Consider the following 20,667-nt stretch of genomic DNA (forward strand, 5'->3'; position numbering starts at 1 on the left):
CTCTCTGAGTGGTTGCGGGTGGAAGATCAGAAGCAGTTGAGAGTTCGAGCGCCGCCCTGGATCACTTCGACACAGGTGGCTGTCGAAGCCTGGGGTGCGGGCCTGGCTCGCTGCATCACGGGTTTGGCAGGTGCTGCGACCTTGACGGGGGCAGGTGCAGGCTCAGGTGTTCCAAACAGCTGGTGCTTGGTGATGCCGACGGTGCTGGTCGGGTCCTTGTCGATCTGGTTGCGCAGCACCAGTGACAGATTGCCCACGCTGCGTGCAAGATCGAGCTTCTCGGCATCTTCGGGGCTCAGCTCGAGAGTGACGGCGCTCACCACCTTGGGTTTGGTTTCGTCGCGGTCGGCTTCCTGGGCCACGGCCAGGACCAGTACGTTTTCAAGTACGGTCTTGCTGATCTGGCGCGAATCCTCCATCTTGCCGGCCTGCTCCTGCTGGGCATTGACCACCACATCCACGTAGTTGCCGGGCAGGGCGAATCCCGCCACACCGACCACATCGTTGACGCGCACCGTCATGGCCCGCTTGCCCGGAGCGATGACGGCTGCCAGTCCGCCCTTGGTGCCGACCGGGGCCAGCTTGCCTTCGAGCACGGCCTCGCCGCGCAGCACGCCGACCTTGACGACGCGGTCCTGCAGCTGCTGCATGTCATGGAAAGCGCCATCCGGTATGGAGCCCCGCGGCCAGTCCACCGTGTTCAGCATGTTCGGCAGGATCTTGCCGCCCAGTGGAATGTCGGTGGCAGCAACGACCACCTTGTCGGCGTCCAGGCTGCCGCGCTGGGCGACCCAGTTGGCGGCGTAGACCGCAGCCGCCAGGCTGGCCAGTACGGCGAGGACAAACAGACCCAAAGCTTTGAGGTTTTTCATGGGAGGCTCCCGCTATGCCGTGATGTAAGTGACTAGACCCAGGTGAACTGCCGAGCGACCAGGAACGCCAGGGTTCCCAGGGCGATGCTGACGCCGTAGGGCAGCTTGCCTACGGAATGCGCCGAACTGGAGCGGGCATCGGGAGCGATCCCTGCCGCGACATTGATGTAGAGCAGCTGGACCGCCTCGGCAGAGTTGCGCAGCAGCTTGCCGGCCATGCGGTGCCAGAGTGCGTAGCCGATGGCTGCCACACCGCCGGTGATGAAGACAAAGATCACGGCCTGCCAGGTGGCTTCGGGTCCGATGAAGCTGCCGACCATGGCCATCAGCTTGACGTCGCCGCCGCCCATGGCATGCAGCAGATACAGCGGCAGCATCATGGCCAGACCCAGCGCCATGCCGCCCAGCGCCCAGAAAAAGCCGCCGCCATGGGGGTGAGGTGCCAGCAAGCCATAGAGCAGGGCCAGGGCGATGCCGCCGAAAGTCAGGCGATTGGGGATGCGCCGTGTGCGCAGGTCGCTGATGCTGGCCGCCAGCAGGAGCAGCAGCAACACCAGCGAGCGCGGCTCTGTGAACAGGCCGGCCATCAGCTCGGATGCTGCGCTGAGTTCGGAAGATGTCATGGTCAATCTCCAGTTCTGTGTTCAGCGAATCCTGTCCAGACCTCAGATGCCACGCTGGCTGTTGCTGCGTTCAGGTCATCTGGCGGGTGCCGGCATGATTCGGGCGATCTGTGACTAAATACAATTTTTCTATCAACTTCATTCTTTTGTTTAATTTTGTGGAAATACTATTCCTATAGAAAATGCTTATCAATATCTTGGTTCGTAAGAATTTTCCTAATCATCATGAGATGCAAATGTGACGCCGTTGTAGGTTGCGTAAGCAGTGGTCTCAGCGCTTGCTGACGCAGTCCGGCCAATGCTCGGTGCCGGCTGCAAGGGGCGATCGCAGGCCTTGCCTGGAGCCCGCGTGCAGAGGGCCCGGGAGGCGGCAGAGGCGTTGAAGCGGTTTGAAGAGCGACCGTGACCGGTGGGGCCGGGCGATGCCCGGGGCCAGCCCGGCAGGCGCTGAAATGCGTTACGGGCGTTACCCATATTCCGGGGCCTGAAGTGCCCGCTGCTGCATGGCGGGGCAGGCCCGGGGCGTCGGCATCACGGCCGGGGGCAGGGCCGCGGCGGGCTGAGTAGCCGCTTTGAGGGATGAGGCCGGGGTAATCCCCGGCAAGCCGCGCCCGGCAGGAGGCTGGCGCTTCCTCCTGGCCTGCTGGCGGCGTCCTGACTACAGTCTGCTGCGAGCGTTGACCCGGCTTCAGGCAGCACCCGCCCAGCGCAGTCACAGGGAATGTGATGCTATATAAAATATAGCATGTAGCGCTTTTATTTAATAGGTTTCAATGCTGAAATTGCTTGATTTCATTGTCAGCAATGCGGTAGATGCTTCTATTTTTGATTGCCTTCTGAAGGCAAAAACACCGGCGCAGCTTCAGGCCTTTGCTCTGCGCTGGCTGTGCAGGCCGAGCAGCACCAGCACGACGGCCACCAGCGGCAGCATGCCGATATTGATGCCGTTCCAGCCGGCGCTGTGCAGCAGCTGCCCCGATCCGAACGAGGCCACGGCCACCGTGCCGAAGACCAGGAAGTCGTTCAGTGCCTGCACCTTGGCGCGCTCCGAAGGGCGGTAGCACTCGGTCAGCAGTGCCGTGGCGCCGATGAAACCGAAGTTCCAGCCCACGCCCAGCAAAATCAGCGAGCCCCAGAAGTGGAAGATGTCCAGGCCCATCAAGGCCAGCACGCCGGCCGCGCCTATCATCAGCAGGCCCAGAGCGGTCACGGGCCGCTTGCCATAACGCGCAATCAGCTTGCCGGTAAAGAAGCTGGGCACGAACATGGCCAGCACATGCCATTGGATGCCCATGGCGGCTTCGCCCACGCTGTGGCCGCAGCCCACCATGGCCATGGGCGCAGCGGTCATCAGGAACGCCATCAAGCCGTAGCTGACCACACCGGCCGCGCAGGCCACGACGAACTGGGGCGTGCGGGCAATTTCGCCCAGAGGCCTGGCGTCGCCGACCACGGCTTTCTTGCTCTGAGGCGGCGGCAGGCGCAGGCCCATGAGCAGAGGCAAGGCCAGCAGGGCCAGCGCCGCCTGACTGTAGAAGCTGCCGGCAAACGGGGTGGCAGGCAAGGCGTCGCGCGTCCAGATCACCACCTGAGGGCCGATGATGGCAGCAATCAGGCCGCCGATCATCACGCGCGAAATGGCCCTGGCCTGCTGCGCGGGCTCGCTCACCATATCGGTGGCGGCGAAGCGGTAGCTCTGCACGCAGGCCGCATAGAAGCCGGCCAGCGCCGTGCCGATGCAGAAGGTGACGAAGTCGCTGTGCGCAATGCCTTGTGCGGCGACCACGCCGGAGATCACGCCCAGAATGGCGCCCAGCACATAGGCCGCGCGGCGGCCCATGCGGTTCATGATCCAGGCCGCAGGCAGGGTGGATAGCGCCAGTCCGAGCTGGTAGATGCTGACCGGCAGGGTGGACGCCGTGGGATTGGACGACAGCTGCTGCCCGACCAGGCCGCCCAGTGAGATGATGATTGGCGGAGAGGCTCCCCCGAGGGATTGGGCTGCGACCAGCAGGCCCATGTTGCGGCTTTGTTGTGTGTTGTTGTCTGATTGCATAAATCGTTTTGGCTGCCCATGCTTGTGCGCAGATTTGTCACATCTTGCAGCATTCATATTGGCCGCACATTAAAGGGTTTGCTGCGGGCATGCATGCAGATGCAAGCCTGGTGATCGAAGTAGATGGAAGTGATATGACGCTGAAATCCCCAACCGGCTTTGCAGGCCTGAACATCGCTTTGGCGCTCATGAGCTGGGCGTCGACGGCGCATGCCGAGACGGCAGACACCTCGCACGAAGCGGTGGTCTGGTCGGCGAGCTATCGCGGCGAGATCGCCGGCAAGGCAGTCAAGCTGGAGCTGTGGCGGCTCGACGGCGCCGTTGGCGGCAGCTACTGCTACGAGCCCTGCAATCGGCCCGGAGCCACGCTTGATCTGGAAGGCTCGGCAAGCGGACAGCTGACGGAAACGCCCATGACGGGGGCAAGCGACCTCAAGCCTTCGGGCCGCTGGTCGCTGGCGGCTTTGCCGGGCATGGCGCCACCGCGTCTGCAGGGCCAGTGGCAGTCCATGGATGGCAAAAGACGCTGGCCGCTCAATCTGCAGCGCCAGCCCCCGGCCTTCTCCCATACTCTGCATTACGAGCTGCGCCTGCTGATGAATCAGAAGCTGCGCTCCCTGGCCGACTGCGGCGAACATACGGACCTCCAGGTTTCCGCCATCCAGGTCTACGAGCAGGGACGCCTGAAGCAAAGCCTGCCAACCGACGCCGTGGGCAGTTGCTGGCTGGTGCAGCCGCGCTGGGTGGATGCGAATTTTGACGGCTGGCCGGATCTGACCCAGGCGCTGGATCTGCCTGCAGGGCCGAATATTGCGCACCGCACCTGGCTTTACGACCCGGGAACTCAGAAGCTGGTGCTGGGGCCGCAGTCCCTGCAGGAGATCAGCTCGCCCGCCTTCGATGGCAAGGCCAAGCGCATCTACAGCGAATGGCGAGCCAGCTGCTGCAGCCATGGCGTGGACATCTATGCCTGGAAGCCGGCAGGGCCGGAGCTGGTCGAGCAGGCCGAAAGCCATATGCTGCCGGTGCGCAAGGGCGGCAAGCTCATGGCCTGCTATCAGATGCCGGCCTATGCACAAGGCCATGTGCGCTGGCCTAGCGGCCTGTACCAGCGCGGCGGCGACCTGAGTCTGGCGCAGGAGCCCGCCGCCGACTGGTGCGATGCCGACCCTAGCGCCACCATGGGCCAGAACCAGGTACAGGTGCTGGCCGAGCCCAGACCCGGACAGCCACCCCAGGTTCTCAAGAGCTATGGTGCAAGCTACCGCAAGGTCGAGACGCCCCAAGGCGCCCGCTACTGCCGCGATATCGCGGTCTTCGATGCCGATGCCCGCAAGGTGGTGCGTGTGCTGATGAGCGAGAACGTCGAGCAGGACTGCGAGACGGAAAAGCCCGCCGGGACTCAGCCCTGAAAACGGTTTATGGCGTTGCATGGAAATCGCTTGCTGCTATCGTTTTTGGATGGTTTGCGTGTTATACAATTTAACCGAATTGAGATTCATTCTCAATAAGCCTTAGCCACGCACTTCGTTCTAGCCATAGGAGATCAATCAAAAACGAGGTCTACATGGCAACCCCGGTTCGTGGCGGCGCAGGCAAGGTGCCGCCGGCATCCGCACAGTTCGCGCCATTCGCGTATTGGCTTTCTTCTGCGGCGTGCCGCAGCCCGCGCTCTGCCGTGGGTCTGGCGGTATTGCTGGCTCTGAGTGCCACATCCCATGCCCAGACGCTGCCGCAGACAGCGCCGTCGCCGGAAAAGCGCCTGAGCGAAGTCACGGTTTCCGACAAGCAGGACGGCAGCGGTCTGCCCGCGCTTGCCCCTGGCGCCCAGGTTGCCAAAGGGGCGGCGCTGGGGATGCTGGGCAATGTGGATGTGATGGATGCTGCTTTCAACATCACCGCCTACTCCGAAGAGCTGATCCGCGACCAGAATGCGGCCACCGTGGCTGCCGTGCTGGAAAACGACTCTTCGGTGCGCTTCACCACCAATACCGGCCATGTCAACGAGAACTATGTGATCCGCGGCTTTGACGTCAACGCCAGCGAAGTGGCTTTCAACGGCCTGTACGGGCTGGCGCCCGACAGCCATGTGCCGACCGAGATGATCGAGCGCGTGGAACTGCTCAAGGGCCCGGGTGCGCTGCTCGGCGGCATGGCTCCCAACGGCGCGGTGGGCGGTGTGGTGAATGTGGTCAGCAAGAAGCCGCTGGCCGAGGATCTGACCCGGCTGACCACCACCTACACCTCGGGCTCACAGCTGCAGGAGCATGTGGATGTATCGCGGCGCTTCGGTCCCGAGCGCCGCCTGGGCATACGTTTCAATGGCGCGCTGTCCAGCGGGGAAACCGAGGTCGACGACCAGAAGCGCCGCCGCCGCCTGGGCGCCGTGGCGCTGGACTATCAGGGCGATCGCTTCACGCTGGGGCTGGATGCCTATCACTACAAGGTGAACCTGGACAACGGCAGTCCGGTGATGGTGAGCTTTGGCAAGATGAAGAATCTGATTGCGGCGCCGGATGCCAGCAACAATCTGTTCCGCGGGGTCAATACCGAGGTGGAGAACAAGTCGGTGGCGCTGCGCGGCAGCTTCGAGCTCAGCGACAGCTGGCAGCTCTACGGCAGCCTGGGCAAGGCCTGGCATGACTATGCAGGCCAGCCCACGGGCACGCGCGTGGTGCTCAATGCCGTGGGCGACGGCTCTGCCGTGGGCGACGGCTCTGCCGTGGGCGACGGCTCTGCCGTGGGCCAGACCTATAACCTGCAGGGCTATACCAACAGCACGGCGCTGGATGCGGGTTTGCGCGGGCGCTTCAGGACCGGCGATGTGGGCCATCAGCTGGTGTTCTCGTTCAACGAGCTGCAGCAGCAAAGCGGGCGCGCGCTGCCCATCGTGGTCAGCAGCAGCTACACCACCAATATCTACGACCCGGTGCTGCCGGTTCTGGCCGGGCCGCGCAATGCCGTGCGCCAGGAAAACGACAATGTGATCCGCAGTTTCGCCGTGGCCGATACCCTGAGCCTGCTGCAGGACAGGCTGCAGCTGACGCTGGGAGCGCGCCACCAGCGCGTGAATCAGAAGATGAAGGGCTACGACGAGAGCGCCGTCACTCCCATGCTGGGCCTGGTGGCCAAGCCCTGGGGCGAGGATCTGTCCTTCTACGCCAACTACATCGAAGGGCTGAGTCCGGGTCTCGAGGTCGGCTCCACCTACGCCAATGCAGGCGAGACATTCGCGCCCTACAAATCCAAACAGATGGAGGCGGGCGTGAAGTGGCGCCGCGCAGGCTGGACGAATACGCTGTCGCTGTTCCAGATCGAGAAGCCTTCGACCACCATCGATACGGCGGCCAATACCCTCAAGCTCAATGGCGAGCAGCGCAACCGCGGTGTGGAGTGGAATACCTTTGGTGCCGTGAGCTCCCGCCTGCGCGTGCTGGGCGGCATCACCTACCTGCAGCCCAAGCTGACCAGCACACAGGGCGGCGCCAACGACGGCCATGACGCGTTCGGAGCAGCACGCTGGGCGGCCAATCTGGCGGCAGACTGGGATGTGCCGGGTGTGGCCGGTCTGGCGCTGAACGCACGCCTGGTGCATACGGGCAAGCAGTGGGTCAACTCGGCCAACACCTTGCGCGCACCGAGCTGGACACGCTTTGATGTCGGCGCGCGCTACACCACGCGCATTGCCGACAAGAAAGTGGTCTTGCGCGGCACGGTGGACAACGTCTTCGGCCGCAATTACTGGGCCGGCGCCTTCGCCGACAACTTCCTGACCGTGGGCGCGCCGCGCACCGTGCGCATCAGCGCGGCCGTGGACTTCTGAGGCCGAGTAAACATCAATGCATGAAGATCATCAAGGGTTGCCATTGCCGGTGACGCGCCACAGGCCATCGGGCAGGAGACTGCGTTCCGTGCTTGTTCCTGGCCTGCTGGCTGCGGCCAGCGTCGGCGTCGCCAGCACGGCCGGTGCGGCCAGACCTTCGCCCGCCGACACCACTCAGAGCGCGGCCAAGGCGGCATCGTCGCTGGCGGTGCGCGAGCCGCTCTCAGGTCGGTTGTCACCGGGACAGGTGCTGAGCCTGCAGCTGGAGGCACCGGCCGGTGCCGTGGTGCGAGGCAATCTGCAGGCGCTGGGCGTGGTGCTCGATGTGCAGACACCTGGCGGGCGCCATCTGCGGCGGCTGAGCCAGGGCGAAGGCGTCGATCACGCATTCACCTGGGTAAGCCGGGGCAAGGCGAAAGAGCGTCTGGTGCTGCGTGCAGAGAACGTCCCGCCTTATGCATCGACAGCAAGCGGCATGTCGGTGGCGCAGGGCGGGCACAGCGATGCGCTGGCCCATGTCGCGCCCAGTCCTGGCGCCTACGAGCTGACGATCACCCAGGTGCTGGCGCCGTTGGCGGCTGGCCATGGGCCTGCGGCAGAGATCGAACCCGAGCCGCTGCGCAGCCCCAGGCTCAAGGCCTTGCAGGCAAGGCTCGCGCAGGGCGGCGACAGCCGCGGCTTCTGGCAGGAAATGGAACGCCAGGGAACGCCGCTGATCGAGCCCTGGGATGCCGAGCATCAACTGGTGAGCTTTGTCTGGCGCGGCGCTGGGCAGTCCGTGCGGCTGTTCGGCAGTCCCTCGGGCAATCATGAGCCGCTGCAGCGCCTCGGAAGCAGCGATGTCTGGTGGGCCAGTTTCGTCATGCCCAGGGATGCGCGCGTCAGCTATGGCTTTGCGCCCGATGTGCCAGCGGTCTCGACCGATGCCATGATTCAGCGCCGTGCCATTCTGTCCACCTTGCAGCGCGATCCGCTCAATCGCCAGAGCTGGGGGCGGTCTGCGGATCTGCAGGCGGTGCAGGATCGCTTCGACGGTCGCTCCGTGTTGACACTGGCCAAAGCGCCGCCCCAGCCCTGGAGCCAGCCCCGTGCCGGCGTGGCTGCCGGCCAGTTGCAGCGTCACTGGCTGGACAGCCAGGCACTGGGCAACGGGCGCGATATCTGGATCTACAAGCCGCACGACTGGCAGCAGTCCGATGCGGCTCAGCGTTCCCTGCTGGTGCTGTTCGACGCACAGGCCTATCTGCGCCAGGTTCCCACGCCCGCCATCATCGACAACCTGATGGCAGACGGCCTTGTGCCTGCAACGGCCGTCGTGCTGGTCGCCAATGGCGCAGGCGACGCGCGCAGCCGCGAGCTGCCGCCCAATCCGGTGTTTGCCGACTTCATGGGCAGGCAGCTCATGCCCTGGCTCAAGGCACAGGGCATAGCGGCAGCTGCCGAGCGCACGGTGATTGCCGGATCAAGCTATGGCGGCCTGGCCTCAAGCTATGTGGCGCTGCGCCATCCGCAGTGGTTTGGCAATGTGCTCAGTCTTTCGGGCTCCTACTGGTGGGCACCCAAGGGAGAGTCGCCCAACTGGCTGGCGCGCCAGTATCAGCAATCGCCGCAGCTGCCGATACGCTTTTACCTGGATGCCGGGATCTACGAGGGGGCTCGTGGCGGGCAGGCAGGCATACGCGAGACCAGCCAGGAGCTGGGCGATGTATTGCGTGCCAAGGGCAATAGTGTGGTGCAGCGCGTGCACAGCACAGGCCACGACTATGTGCACTGGCAGGGCTCGTTGGCCTGCGGACTGCTGGCGCTGACGGGGCGCGAGCCATCGACCGAGAGGCTCAAGGAGCAGGTCGCACAGTCCTGCGGGCTCTGAGTCCGGGAGGTACGAAAAAAGGGGCCTCAGGCCCCTTTTTATTGTCCCGCAGCACCTGCTTGTGAAGCGCTGCGGGCTTTCATGCAAGCTGCTACTTGAGCTTGTTGCCGCATTCGCCGCAGAACAGGTCATTGGCTGCCACGGGGGCGCTGCAGGAGGGACAGCTCGGCGCCGCCTGTATCTGGCGGGCTTTTTCAGCGGCTTGTGCTTCGGCACGGACCCGGGCCGCTTCACGCTCGGCTGCCTGCTGCTCGGCCTGTGCCTTCAGACGCTGGGCCTCGGCCTGCTGACGTGCTTCTTCGGCAGCCTGGGCTGCGGCGCGTTCCTCTGCGGCCTGGGCTTCGGCAGCAGCACGTTCGCGTACCGCACGCTCGTGTGCCGCACGCTCTCGGGCCGCCTGCTCGGCGGCCTCGGCTTCGGCCTTCAGACGGGCTGCCTCGGCCTCGGCGCGCAGGCGTGCCGCTTCGGCTTCGCTGCGCTGGCGGGCGGCTGCTTCTTCAGCGTCTTGACGTGCCTTGTCTGCAGCGTCGGCGGCAGCGCGCTCACGTGCCTGCTGTTCGGCAAAAGCCTGCTCGGTGGATGCGGCTGCGGCGGCAGTCAGGCCTGCTGCGGCGGCTGCTGCTGCGGTGGCATTGCCGTCGGTGCCGGGCGGGATGTCGGTGGCGGCGGGCTTGTCTGTGGCTTCCTGCAGGCGCTCGCTGGCAGCCTGCTTGGCGCGCTCGGCGGCGGCCATGGTGCGTTCTGCGGCAGCCATGGTCTGGGCCTTGGCCTCTTCGGCCTTTTTGCGCACATCGCCAATCAGGCTGTCCAGTGCACCCTCGGCTTCGGCTGGGTCCACGCTTTCACGGGCCTGCAGATAGATCAGGTTCATGCCCATGATGGCCACCTGGGCCAGCAGGGCGCCCACCACGCAATAGAGAACGCCCAGGCCGGCGATGAGGCCGGTGCTGCCGCCACCCATCATGCCCATGGGATTGAAGCCACCGCCGTAGCCACGGCCGTAGCCGCCGCCCATGAACATGCCGGCCATGGAGCCGGCATCTCCGGTAATGCTCATGGCCATCCCGGTCAGGGAGACGGTGGCGGGAACCAGTCCGGCAAACAGCATGAAGCAGACCAGGCCCAGAATGACGTAGAGCACGACTTCCATCAGCACCACTTCGACCAGGCGCTTGCGTGCAATGCTCAGCACATTGGCCAGCGCAGCCTTGACGGACAGGCCGCTCCAAAGCGCTGGGCCCATCAAGGGGCCGACGACCCAGATCATGGCGATCAGCAAAGCTGCGGCGACCAGCACCAGAATCGGGTGGGCCACAAAGGCCAGAATGCTGCCGAGCACGGGAATCTTGCAGATGAAGTAGATGACGGCAGCCAGCAGGTAGTAGGCCAGCGTGGCAAGCAATACCGCCAGACCGACCAGCAGGAACTTGGGCAGGCACAGCAGGCCGGCCGACGCGGCCGCCGAGAAGGTGCGCACGGGCTCGTTCCTGGCCTTGTCCATGAGCATGATGCCGACGCCCGAAGAGCCGGCCAGCAGCGCGATGACGGACGCCAGCATGAAGATCAGGTACATGAAGAAGCCGGCCTTGACCAGCATCCAGGCCGCGCCTGCGATCAGTGCGCCGGTGACCAGCAGCGTCAGAAAGCTCAGCAGCAGCGGTCGCCACTGAGTCAGCCCTTCGGCGGCTCGGGCGAGGGTGGCAAAACGTATTTCTCCCAGGGGTTGCTCTCTCATTTTTCGTCCTGTCTTGTGGTTGAGGCTGGCTGGTCTGGCACGGTGAGCCGCTGGCTGGCCGGGTGTCAAAGCTTGCCGCGGATCTCGCCGGCTTCTATGGTGTAGCGCTCAATGCCGGCGGGCAGACCAGTGTCGATCTTCTTGATGACAGTGACGGGTTTGCCGCCCTTGGACTGGGTGGTGCCTGTGGCGGTATTCACACGTCCGGCCTTGACATCCTCGTCCGACTGATCGACCACGATGCTGGAGGAGCCGCGGTTGTCGGCCAGTTCATTGGCCAGCTCCTTGAGCACGTTCATGGCCTGGGTGTATTCCTTGCGACCCTTGGCGGCCAGCGGCATCTCCACGGTCAGGGCGGAGAAGCTGCGCATCTGGTGCGCCTGTCCCGATTGCCCGTCGGCGATGCTGACGGTCCTGGTCTGCACCGGACCGGCCACGGCGCGTTGCTTGGGCGGCAGCTTCTGCATGGCCTGCACGGCCTGGGCCTGCATGCTCTGTGCCTGCTGGGTTTCCTGATCCAGAGCGGCTTGCAGACGCGCAAAGCGCTCGCTCTGTCCGCCCGAAACAGCGGGCGCGCTGCCGCCAGGGCCGCAGCTGGGGTCTGCGGAATTGGTGACGCGCGAGAGCATGCAGCTCAGCGATGTGGAGGCATCTTGCAAGGTGGCGCAGCCGCCGAGCAGGGTGGCGGCGCAGGCGAGCACAGTGAGTTTGAGTTTTTTCATGGCTTTCAATCCAGCAGGTCATCCAGCGATGGCGCGGTGTTCTTCTTGACTGGAGGTGTTCTTGCAGGGGCCGGCACGAGCGGTTTGCCGGATGCTGGGGCTGCGGGCAGCTGCGGGCTGGCCGCTTGTGCGGGTGCCGCGCTGACGGCGTCTGGGCTCACCACCACGGGGGCGACTGCGGTGGAGGGCACAGTGTCGACGCTGCCGGCATTCGGGGCGCTGATAGTGGCACTTTCGGCAGGCGTTGCCTGCGCGGCCGTATTGCCGCCCAGCGGGCCGACCAGGGCATCGGCCTTGGCCTTGTCCTCGGCTGAAATCGCATCCTTGCCGGCCTGGGCCGCACCCGATGCGCTATTGGAGCTACTGCCCGTGCCGGTCAGGCCCTTCATATTGCTGGCCATCATCACACCGCCCGCAATGGCGGCGATCAGCAGTGCCAGCACTGCCCATTTGATCCAGGCATTGCTGCCACGCACCGGCTCCTGAGGAAAGGCTGGCGGACGGTGGTTGCGCGGCGCAGGGTTGGCTGCAGGCTCGGGCAACGGCGGCCTTGGCGCGGGCTGGTCCATGGGCTCGATCAGGGGTGGAGCCAGACTGGCTTCGTCGATGGACTGCGCAGCGCCCGAAGGCATCTGAGGCGCGGCCGCCAGCACAGCAGCGTCGGCGCGGCTCTCGAAAACCATGCCGCAGCGCGTGCAGAAACGGGCGTCGGGCTTGCAGACAGCCTGGCATTGGCTGCAGATTTTTTCAACCGCAGTGATGGCCGCTTCCGGAGCTTGTCTGGTGCCGCAGTTCTTGCAGAACTTGGCATTCGGAGAGAGCGGATTGCCGCATTGGGAACAATTCATGGTCTGCAATCGAGAAAAGAGTCCGCGGGCGATAGCCGCTGCGCGGCTTTGCTGCCTTGGCAAGGTCCGGAATATGGCCTGTTTCAGGGCAATGGCCTGAACCGGTACGGACTGTGAAAAATGATTTGTATCTTAGCGGCGCATTGGCCGCAGCCTGTTGGATCGCTTTATGCGAAGGTGGACACGCGCAGTTGTGACAGCTTTTTGTCAGGCATGGCTGTCAATGAACGAGGTTGCAGTTAATCGGGCCGGGCGCGGAGTTTCGGGAGTTTTCTTGCCTAAGTGACTGATTTGAAAAGAAGGCTGTAAATCAGCTGCTTTATGGCGGTCGGAATTGCCGGGAAAAGCCCGGGCTTTGAAATCTGTTTGATTTTTGCAAATGCTTCAAATGGTTGAGATTGTTTTGCGCTGTAAGAATTTCGAGGAAATACAGGCCCTGCCAAACTGAGGGAGTTCGCAAGGCCGGTAATCACTGCTGTGCAACCAGCGTCAGCAACTCGATTCGCGGCGCCACGCCAAGGCGTACGGCAAAACCGGCCCACAGGCCTGCGCCGCTGCTGACCAGCAGCTTCATATTGCCGACGTCATATTCGCCGCGCACAAAACCGTTGTTGACGGGGGCCACCAGCCAGCGGTCCATGCCCAGGATCAGCCCGCCATGGGTATGGCCCGAGATCTGCAGATTCACGCCCTTGTCCGCGTTGTCGCGCGCGAACTTGGGCTGATGTGCCAGCAGGATATGAAACGCTGCCCCGGCCTTGCGGGCCTGGGCGGCAACCGCATCCACGTCGGGGGGGATGCCTTCGGCCTCCTCGGGATTGGCATTGTTGGGCGAGGTGCGGCCGAACACCGGGTCGCCGATGCCGGACAGGGCCAGCTTGCTGCCCTTGATGCTCAGCAGCTGCGTGCGGTTTTCCAGCAGATTCAGGCCCAGGCGGCGGAACTCGGCCATCCAGGCGTTGTAGCCGCTGTAGTACTCGTGGTTGCCCGGTGCCGCCCAGACGCCGTAGCGTGCGCTCAAACCGGCCAGTGGTGCCACATGGGGACGGCTGGTGGCGACATCGCCGTCCACCATGTCGCCGGGCAGCACGATCAGGTCGGGTGTGGTGGCAAGGGTACGCTGCACGATGGTCTGCACATAGCTTGCATCGTTGACCGGGCTGGCGTGGATATCGGCCAGCACGGCAATGCGCAGGCCCTGCAGTGCGGCGGGCAGGTTTCTGACCGCTATCTGCTGCTCATGCACCCGGGGTGGCTGCAGGGCGTTGAAGACGCCGATGGCGCTCAGGCAGCCGGTTGCGATCACGGCGGCCATGGTGAGAGCGGGAAGGTGCAGCAGCTGTGCCAGGCCGGTGCGTCCCATGAGCCGGGCGATGAGCCACAGCAGATCGCGCAGCAGCACGAACAGCGCCAGCATCAGCAGCATGGCCAGAATCCAGCCGCCCGGAACCTGCAGGCGTGCCACCAGGGCGTAGGGCAGGGCGTTGGTCTGCACGGCCTTGAGCAGCAAGGCCGGGGCGACGCCCAGCAGGCTTGTGATCAGCACGGCCAGCAGGCGGGCCAGACGGGACGTACCGTTGAGGCTGGAGACAGGCCACCAGAGCCAGAGAGCCAGAAGGGGGATGACGAGAGCAGCAGTCGAAACCATGGGTAGCGGAGAAATCAAAACACGACTTGCGCAAAACGGGTTCAGGCCGGGCGACGGCCCCAGAAGGCAGGCCGTTGTCGCATTCCTGTTTGCGTAAGTCCTTCATAAATTGCCGCGAGCATAGCAAGCGTTGCTGTCCCTGCGATGAATGCTGCTGCAGCCGTCGTCGCCGGCGCAACGCAGTGCGTTGAAAATGGCGCGGCACGGCTGCTTTTGCCATTGCTGCGCAAGACTGGTCAAGGACGGGGATAATCCCAGCCCTTATGTCTTTGAAGATCAACTTCCCCGAGTCGCTCCCCGTATCCAGCCGTCGCCAGGAAATCATGGAGGCCATGGATCGCCATCAGGTCATCATCGTCTGTGGCGAGACCGGCTCGGGCAAGACCACGCAGCTGCCCAAGATCGCTCTGGCGCTGGGCCGGGGCAGGCTCAATGCCGCCCCCGATGCCAACGGCCAGGTGCGCGGCCATCTGATCGGCCACACCCAGCCGCGCCGCATTGCCGCCAGCTCGGTGGCCAAGCGCATTGCCGAGGAGCTGAACACTCCGCTGGGCGAAGTGGTGGGCTACAAGGTGCGCTTTCAGGACACGCTGCAGAAGAACGCCTCCGTCAAGCTGATGACCGACGGCATCTTGCTGGCCGAGACCCAGACCGATCCGCTGCTCAAGGCCTACGACACGCTGATCATCGACGAGGCGCATGAGCGCAGCCTGAACATCGACTTTCTGCTCGGCTATCTCAAGCAGATCCTGCCCAAGCGCCCGGATCTGAAGGTGGTGGTCACGTCAGCCACCATCGATGCCGACCGCTTTGCCAAGCACTTCGAATCGAAGAACGGTCCTGCGCCCGTGATCATGGTCTCGGGTCGTACCTATCCGGTGGAGATGCGCTATCGCCCGTTCGAGGGTGAAAAGGACAAGGATCTGAACGACGCCATTGCCGATGGCGTCGATGAGCTCTGGGCCGGCGGCAAGGGCGGCGATATCCTGATCTTCCTGCCTGGCGAGCGCGAGATTCGCGAAGCCGCCGACCATCTGCGCAAGCATTTGCAGCACTCGCCCACGCTGCGTAGCGCCGAGGTGCTGCCGCTGTTCTCGCGCCTGTCGCAGGCCGAGCAGGACCGTATCTTTGACGGCCATACGGGCCGGCGCATCGTGCTGGCCACCAATGTGGCCGAAACCTCGCTCACGGTTCCTGGCATTCGCTATGTGATCGACGCCGGTACGGCGCGTGTGAAGCGCTACTCCTTCCGCAGCAAGGTGGAGCAGCTGCTGGTCGAGCCGATCTCGCAGGCCGCGGCCAACCAGCGCGCGGGCCGTTGCGGCCGTGTGGCCAACGGCATCTGCATTCGCCTGTATGACGAAGAGAGCTTTGTCAGCCGCGACCGCTTCACCGACCCCGAAATCCTGCGCTCCTCGCTGGCCGGCGTGATCCTGCGCATGAAGTCGCTGGGTCTGGGCGATGTGGTGCATTTCCCCTTCCTCGAAGCCCCCTCGGGCCGCGCCATTGCCGACGGCTATCAGCTGTTGGCCGAGCTGGGCGCGGTGGACGATCACGGCCATCTGCTGCCCATGGGCAAGGAGCTGTCGCGCCTGCCGCTGGACCCGCGCGTGGGCCGCATGATTCTGGAAGCGCGCGAGCGCCGCGCCTTGGCCGAGGTGCTGATCATCGCCTCGGCCCTCAGCGTGCAGGATGTGCGCGACCGCCCCATGGAAGCGCAGCAGCAGGCCGACCAGGCCCATGCCAAGTTCGACGACGAAAAAAGCGAATTCAGCGGCTATCTGCGTTTGTGGAAGTGGCTGTCGGATGCGCGCGGCGGCAAGGTCGTGGCCAAGAGCCGCAAGGAGATGGCGGCTCAGCACGCGCCTGCGGCCAAGCCCAATGCGCGCAACCAGGCCTTCCTGCCCGTCAGTCAGCGTGCCAGCGGCGCGCAGGTCGAAGGCACGGTGGAAGAGCGGCTGGCGCTGTTCAACCCCGCCGAGCAGGCCCAACATGCCGATGAGGCCACGCACAAGATCAGCAACCGCCAGTGGGAGCAGTTGCTGCGCCAGAACTTCATCAATATCCGCCGCGTGCGTGAGTGGCGTGACATTCACTCCCAGCTGCTGACCGTGGTCAAGGAGCAGAAATGGCTGCTCAACAACGAGGCAGCGGGCTATGAGGCCGTGCACCTGTCCATGCTGTCGGGCTTGCTCGGCAATATTGGCTACAAGGCCGAGGAAAGCGAGAGCTATCTGGGCGCGCACGGCATCAAGTTCCACCCGCACCCCGGCGCTCACCTGAGCAAGAAGCCCGGTCGCTGGATCGTGGCGGCCGAGCAGGTCGAGACCTCGCGCCTCTACGGCCGCGGCATTGCGGCCATAGAGCCGCAGTGGCTGGAGGAGGTGGGCGGCCATCTGCTCAAGAAGCAGCTGCTGGACCCGCACTGGAGCAAGAAGCAGGCCGATGTGGTGGCGCTGGAGCGTGCCACGCTCTATGGCCTGGTGGTCTACAACGGCCGCCGCATCAGCTATGGCCGCGTCGATCCGTACGAGGCGCGCAATCTCTTCATCCGCCAGGCGCTGGTGGAGGGCGAGTGGGAAACCAAGTGGCATTTCCTGCCCGCCAACCTCAAGCTCATGCGCAAGGTCGAGGAGCTGGAGCACAAGAGCCGCCGCCAGGACGTGCTGGTCGACGACGAGTTGATCTTTGCCTTCTACGACCAGCATCTGCCCAGGGATGTGTACAGCGGCGCGACCTTCGACAAGTGGTTCCGTGCCGAGAGCAGGAACCAGCCCGAGCTGCTGCGTCTGTCCAGGGATGAGCTGATGCGGCACGAGGCCGCCGGCATCACCACGGACAAATTTCCCAAGACCGTGAAGCTGGGCGGTGCCGATTGCAGCGCCAGCTATCTGCACAGCCCCGGCGACGCGCGCGATGGCATCACGGTCACCGTGCCGCTGTTCGTGCTCAACCAGGTGTCGGAGGAGCGCGCCGAGTGGCTGGTGCCGGGCATGCTCAAGGACAAGATCCAGGCGCTGCTCAAGAGCCTGCCCCAGCGCCCGCGCAGCCGTTTCGTGCCGCTGCCCGAGAGCGCGGCGCGGCTGGCCGAGCTGTTCACGCAGAGCGAGCGCTGGGCCCAGGGTGGACTCATCGATGCCTTGCTCAAGCAGGTGCGCGACGAGACTTCGCTGGATGTGAAGCGCGCCGACTTCAAGCTGGACATGCTGAGCCCGCATCTGTTCATGAACTTCCGCATCACGGACGAGCATGGCCGCCAGCTGGGCCAGGGCCGCAATCTGGGGGCGCTCAAGGCCGAGTGGGGCGCCAAGGCACGCGGCGCTTTTCAGGCGCTTGCTTCATTAAAGGTAGCTGCTGGCGCAAGTGATACAAGCATTTCAGAGTCAAAAATATCTGAAAATGAGAAGGATAAGGCGCAAGCAGCTCCTAAAAATGATAAGGCTGCGGCGGGCAAGCCGGCCCAGTCGCATGACGCGCGCTACAAGGACTGGAGCTTTGGCGAGCTGCCCGAGCTTATGGAAATCAAGAAGGGCGGCACCACGCTGATCGGCTTTCCGGCCCTGATCGACCATGGCGACGCCGTCGGCATCGAAGTCTTCGACGAACCCGAGGCCGCCGCCGCAAAGCACCGTGTGGGTTTGCGCCGTCTGTTTGCGTTGCAGATTCGCGATGCGCTCAAGTATCTGGAAAAGAACATTCCCGATCTGCAGAAGATGGCCGTGGCCTATATGCCGCTGGGCACGCAGGAGGAGCTGCGCGGCCAGATCATCGATGTGGCCATAGACCGCGCCTTCCTGCAGGAGCCGCTGCCGAGCAACGAGGCCGACTTCAGGCAGCGCGTGCAGGACGGCCGTGGGCGATTGACGCTGATTGCCAACGAGGTGGCTCGCATGTCGGCCGTCATCCTTGCCGAATACGCGGCCGCCGCACGCAAGATCAAGGACACCAAGAACGCGCCCGAGGCCACCAAGGACGCGAGCGAGCAGCTGCAAAAGCTCATGCCCAAAAACTTCATCGCCGTGGCCCCCTGGGCGCAGCTCGGTCATTACGCGCGCTACCTCAAGGCCATTACCTCACGCCTGGACAAGTACCGGGCCGATCCGGCGCGCGATGCGGCCAAGCTCAAGGAGCTGCTGCCGCTGGAGCAGCGCTACTGGCGGCTGGTGGCCGAGCGCAAGGGGCAGATCGATGCCCGCATGCAGGAGTACCGCTGGATGCTGGAGGAGCTGCGCGTGAGCTTTTTTGCCCAGGAGCTGCGCACGCCGTATCCGGTCAGCGCCAAGCGGCTGGACAAGGTCTGGGCGCAGCTGCAGCAGTGATGACGGCCTGACGAGTGTGGCCCTGCCTGACTAGGCGGGCCGGCTTTCGCCCTGCAGCAGCGGGTTGCGCGAAAACAGCTCCACCACCCAGTCCACAAAGGCGCGCACCTTGGCGCTGAGGTGGGAATTGGGCGGATAGACCACGTAGATCGGCAGCAGAGGGTGCTTCCAGTCTTCGAGCACCCGTTGCAGCTGGCCGTTTTCCAGGTACTTGTGAATCTGGAAGCGGCTGAGCTGCCCTATGCCCTGGCCCGCAAGGATGGCGCTGATATAGGCATTGCCTTCGTTGATGCCCAGGTGGGCGGGACTGGCGATCTCAATCACTTCGCCGCCCTTGTGGAACTCCAGCGGATAGCGCCGCGCCGATACCGGGGAGAAATAGATCACATTGCGATGGCCGGACTCCAGGTCGCGCGGATGCCGGGGCACGCCGTGGCGCTGCAGATATTCGGGTGCGGCAACCGTGATGAATTCCAGATTGCCGATGCGGCGCGCCACCAGGGACTGGTCGGAGAGTTCGCCGCCGCGGATCACGCAGTCCACGTTGTCGCTGATCAGATCCACGGTGCGGTCGCTCACGCCCAGATCGATCTGTATCTCGGGGTAGCGGGACTGGAACTCGCTCAGATGGGGAATGATGAGCAGACGCGCCACCGTCGTTCCCACATCCACGCGCAGGCGCCCGCGCGGCGTGGTGCGGGCCTGGCTGACGCTGGCCTCGAGGTCGTCGAAGTCGGCGAGCAGGCGCACCGCGCGGTCGTAGTAGGCCGCACCATCGGCGGTCACGGTGACGCGACGCGTGGTACGGTTGAGCAGCTTCACGCGCAGGCGCTCTTCCAGCGCCTGAACGTTCTTGGTCACACTGGCTTTTGGCATTTGCAGCGAATCGGCTGCACGCGTGAAAGTGCCGGCTTCCACGACCCGCGCGAAAATACGCATGGCCTGTATCTGATCCATGGGATCTCCTTGTCCTCGCGAAAACCCGGACTCGCCGAGGATGCGGGATTCTCACACACAGCTCACCCCGTCATTGTTCGAGAATTGGAAACAGTGTGGCCGCGTTTGCGGGGTTTATGCCGTGAGTTGCTGTTGCTACATTTCTGTTCCATCACCCGGTCCTGTCCGGAAAATCCATGTCAAACACCAAAGCCACCGCATTGCAGCCGATTCCTCATACCGACACCACGATTTCCGTGGCCGATGGTGTGCAGGCCCATGTGCGCCTGTATGGCGGCAAGCGACGCGGCGAAGTGGTCCCGCTGGTGCTGCATTTCCACGGCGGCGCCTTTGTGGCCGGGGATCTGGACAACGGTTGCACCGTCGGCAGCTCGCTGGCGGCGGCCGGGGCCTGTGTGGTGTCGCTGGCTTATCCGCTGGCACCCGAGCATCCGTTTCCGCGTCCGCTGGAGCTGGGCTACGAGGTGCTGCTGTGGGCCTACAAGCAACGCACCAAGCTGGCCGGAAAGGGCGCTCCGCTCTATCTGGCCGGTGAAGAGGCCGGCGCCAATCTGGCGGCCGGCGTCTGCATGATGGCGCGCGATCAGCAGCAGCCGCCGCTGGCCGGGCAGATTCTGATCTCTCCCATGCTGGACCCTTGTTCGGCCACGCCTTCGCAGCGTGCCGCCCAGGGCGAGTCCGTCGAATGCAAATGGGCTTCGGGCTGGTGCCAGTACCTGGGCGAGCCGCATGATGCGGAGCACCCCTATGCGGTGCCGGCGCGGGCCCGCCGCCTCGCGGGGCTGCCGCCGACGCTGATTCTGGTCGGCGAGGCCGACCCCATGCGGGATGAGGCACTGAACTATGGCGCGCGGCTGGAAGCTGCCGGCCTGAGCGTGTTTCGCCATGTGTTTGCAGAAGCGGGGGAATGGCCGCAGGCACTGCTGGAGCAGCCGCCCGAGTCCTGCCCTTGCGCCGCGCAGTTGCAGGAGCAGCTGCGCCAGTTTTTCGAAACCACCCGATGTCGGCTCTGAGCTGATCTTTCCCTGCTGATACCGCTGACCTGATCCGGCCTGCTGGGCCGGACGCAGCACGGCTGCGCCTTTTTTCTTCTCTTTCTCATTCGATTCCTGGCCTGAGCGCTGGAAGGGATGAGTCTTGCCTGCCGCCGAAAGAGCCGCTACCGCTTTCAACCCTTGAACCAAAGACATTGCC

At 64.3% G+C, this 20,667-nt stretch carries 13 protein-coding genes; 5 read left to right on the plus strand and 8 right to left on the minus strand.

All coding sequences use genetic code 11. The features are described from left to right. Positions 1 to 26 precede the first annotated feature (26 nt). The 3 genes from cpaB to DJFAAGMI_RS04535 form a co-directional block, all read right to left on the minus strand. Complete coding sequence (cpaB, locus tag DJFAAGMI_RS04525; protein ID WP_211456109.1) at positions 27 to 872, minus strand: Flp pilus assembly protein CpaB; 846 nt, start codon at positions 870 to 872, stop codon at positions 27 to 29. Between the two features lie 32 nt (positions 873 to 904). Further along, complete coding sequence (locus DJFAAGMI_RS04530) at positions 905 to 1,495, minus strand: A24 family peptidase (RefSeq protein ID WP_211456110.1); 591 nt, start codon at positions 1,493 to 1,495, stop codon at positions 905 to 907. A gap of 862 nt (positions 1,496 to 2,357) precedes the next feature. Beyond that, positions 2,358 to 3,551 carry an MFS transporter gene (locus DJFAAGMI_RS04535; protein WP_211456111.1) on the minus strand — a complete coding sequence of 398 codons (1,194 nt, stop codon included), beginning with the start codon at positions 3,549 to 3,551 and terminating at the stop codon, positions 2,358 to 2,360. Positions 3,552 to 3,685: 134 nt separating this feature from the next. On the opposite strand from DJFAAGMI_RS04535, the gene DJFAAGMI_RS04540 reads away from it, so the two are divergent. The 3 genes from DJFAAGMI_RS04540 to DJFAAGMI_RS04550 all read left to right on the plus strand — a co-directional run bounded on the left by DJFAAGMI_RS04540 (position 3,686) and on the right by DJFAAGMI_RS04550 (position 9,244). Beyond that, on the plus strand, positions 3,686 to 4,963 hold the full coding sequence (locus DJFAAGMI_RS04540) for an XAC2610-related protein (RefSeq protein WP_211456112.1): 1,278 nt from the start codon (positions 3,686 to 3,688) through the stop codon (positions 4,961 to 4,963). A gap of 155 nt (positions 4,964 to 5,118) precedes the next feature. Next, positions 5,119 to 7,374 carry a TonB-dependent receptor gene (locus tag DJFAAGMI_RS04545; RefSeq protein WP_211456113.1) on the plus strand — a complete coding sequence of 752 codons (2,256 nt, stop codon included), beginning with the start codon at positions 5,119 to 5,121 and terminating at the stop codon, positions 7,372 to 7,374. An 88-nt stretch (positions 7,375 to 7,462) separates the two neighbouring features. After that, positions 7,463 to 9,244 carry an enterochelin esterase domain-containing protein gene (locus tag DJFAAGMI_RS04550; protein ID WP_419095589.1) on the plus strand — a complete coding sequence of 594 codons (1,782 nt, stop codon included), beginning with the start codon at positions 7,463 to 7,465 and terminating at the stop codon, positions 9,242 to 9,244. Between the two features lie 91 nt (positions 9,245 to 9,335). Here the strand turns inward: DJFAAGMI_RS04550 and DJFAAGMI_RS04555 are convergent, their stop codons facing one another. From DJFAAGMI_RS04555 to DJFAAGMI_RS04570, 4 genes are all read right to left on the minus strand, one after another. Then, entirely contained in the window at positions 9,336 to 10,979 is a 1,644-nt protein-coding gene (locus tag DJFAAGMI_RS04555) for a zinc ribbon domain-containing protein (protein ID WP_211456115.1), read from the minus strand. A gap of 65 nt (positions 10,980 to 11,044) precedes the next feature. Further along, the gene (locus tag DJFAAGMI_RS04560) at positions 11,045 to 11,701 is read right to left on the minus strand and encodes a hypothetical protein (RefSeq protein ID WP_211456116.1); all 657 of its coding nucleotides are present in this window, start codon (positions 11,699 to 11,701) and stop codon (positions 11,045 to 11,047) included. Positions 11,702 to 11,706: 5 nt separating this feature from the next. Further along, positions 11,707 to 12,549, minus strand: a complete 843-nt coding sequence (locus tag DJFAAGMI_RS04565) for a zinc ribbon domain-containing protein (protein ID WP_211456117.1) — start codon at positions 12,547 to 12,549, stop codon at positions 11,707 to 11,709. A gap of 469 nt (positions 12,550 to 13,018) precedes the next feature. Continuing rightward, the gene (locus DJFAAGMI_RS04570) at positions 13,019 to 14,197 is read right to left on the minus strand and encodes a metallophosphoesterase (RefSeq protein WP_211456118.1); all 1,179 of its coding nucleotides are present in this window, start codon (positions 14,195 to 14,197) and stop codon (positions 13,019 to 13,021) included. A gap of 263 nt (positions 14,198 to 14,460) precedes the next feature. Between DJFAAGMI_RS04570 and hrpA the strand changes: the two genes are divergently transcribed. Further along, positions 14,461 to 18,516: an ATP-dependent RNA helicase HrpA gene (hrpA, locus tag DJFAAGMI_RS04575; RefSeq protein WP_211456119.1), complete on the plus strand. Its 4,056-nt coding sequence runs from the start codon at positions 14,461 to 14,463 to the stop codon at positions 18,514 to 18,516. Positions 18,517 to 18,546: 30 nt separating this feature from the next. Here hrpA and DJFAAGMI_RS04580 read toward each other — a convergent pair whose 3' ends face one another. After that, a complete protein-coding gene (locus tag DJFAAGMI_RS04580; RefSeq protein ID WP_167001742.1) occupies positions 18,547 to 19,473 on the minus strand; it encodes a LysR family transcriptional regulator in 927 nt (308 codons plus the stop codon). A gap of 176 nt (positions 19,474 to 19,649) precedes the next feature. Between DJFAAGMI_RS04580 and DJFAAGMI_RS04585 the strand changes: the two genes are divergently transcribed. Further along, complete coding sequence (locus tag DJFAAGMI_RS04585; RefSeq protein WP_211456120.1) at positions 19,650 to 20,486, plus strand: alpha/beta hydrolase; 837 nt, start codon at positions 19,650 to 19,652, stop codon at positions 20,484 to 20,486. Positions 20,487 to 20,667 lie beyond the last annotated feature (181 nt).

This window comes from Comamonas brasiliensis, from assembly GCF_018292285.1.
Taxonomy (GTDB): domain Bacteria; phylum Pseudomonadota; class Gammaproteobacteria; order Burkholderiales; family Burkholderiaceae_C; genus Comamonas; species Comamonas brasiliensis.

What these genes read in the sequence shown, in the direction of transcription:
- cpaB (WP_211456109.1), bottom strand. Translation starts at nt 872, where the DNA reads ATGAAAAACCTCAAAGCTTTGGGTCTGTTTGTCCTCGCCGTACTGGCC.
- DJFAAGMI_RS04530 (WP_211456110.1), bottom strand. Translation starts at nt 1,495, where the DNA reads ATGACATCTTCCGAACTCAGCGCAGCATCCGAGCTGATGGCCGGCCTG.
- DJFAAGMI_RS04535 (WP_211456111.1), bottom strand. Translation starts at nt 3,551, where the DNA reads ATGCAATCAGACAACAACACACAACAAAGCCGCAACATGGGCCTGCTG.
- DJFAAGMI_RS04540 (WP_211456112.1), top strand. Translation starts at nt 3,686, where the DNA reads ATGACGCTGAAATCCCCAACCGGCTTTGCAGGCCTGAACATCGCTTTG.
- DJFAAGMI_RS04545 (WP_211456113.1), top strand. Translation starts at nt 5,119, where the DNA reads ATGGCAACCCCGGTTCGTGGCGGCGCAGGCAAGGTGCCGCCGGCATCC.
- DJFAAGMI_RS04555 (WP_211456115.1), bottom strand. Translation starts at nt 10,979, where the DNA reads ATGAGAGAGCAACCCCTGGGAGAAATACGTTTTGCCACCCTCGCCCGA.
- DJFAAGMI_RS04560 (WP_211456116.1), bottom strand. Translation starts at nt 11,701, where the DNA reads ATGAAAAAACTCAAACTCACTGTGCTCGCCTGCGCCGCCACCCTGCTC.
- DJFAAGMI_RS04565 (WP_211456117.1), bottom strand. Translation starts at nt 12,549, where the DNA reads ATGAATTGTTCCCAATGCGGCAATCCGCTCTCTCCGAATGCCAAGTTC.
- DJFAAGMI_RS04570 (WP_211456118.1), bottom strand. Translation starts at nt 14,197, where the DNA reads ATGGTTTCGACTGCTGCTCTCGTCATCCCCCTTCTGGCTCTCTGGCTC.
- hrpA (WP_211456119.1), top strand. Translation starts at nt 14,461, where the DNA reads ATGTCTTTGAAGATCAACTTCCCCGAGTCGCTCCCCGTATCCAGCCGT.
- DJFAAGMI_RS04580 (WP_167001742.1), bottom strand. Translation starts at nt 19,473, where the DNA reads ATGGATCAGATACAGGCCATGCGTATTTTCGCGCGGGTCGTGGAAGCC.
- DJFAAGMI_RS04585 (WP_211456120.1), top strand. Translation starts at nt 19,650, where the DNA reads ATGTCAAACACCAAAGCCACCGCATTGCAGCCGATTCCTCATACCGAC.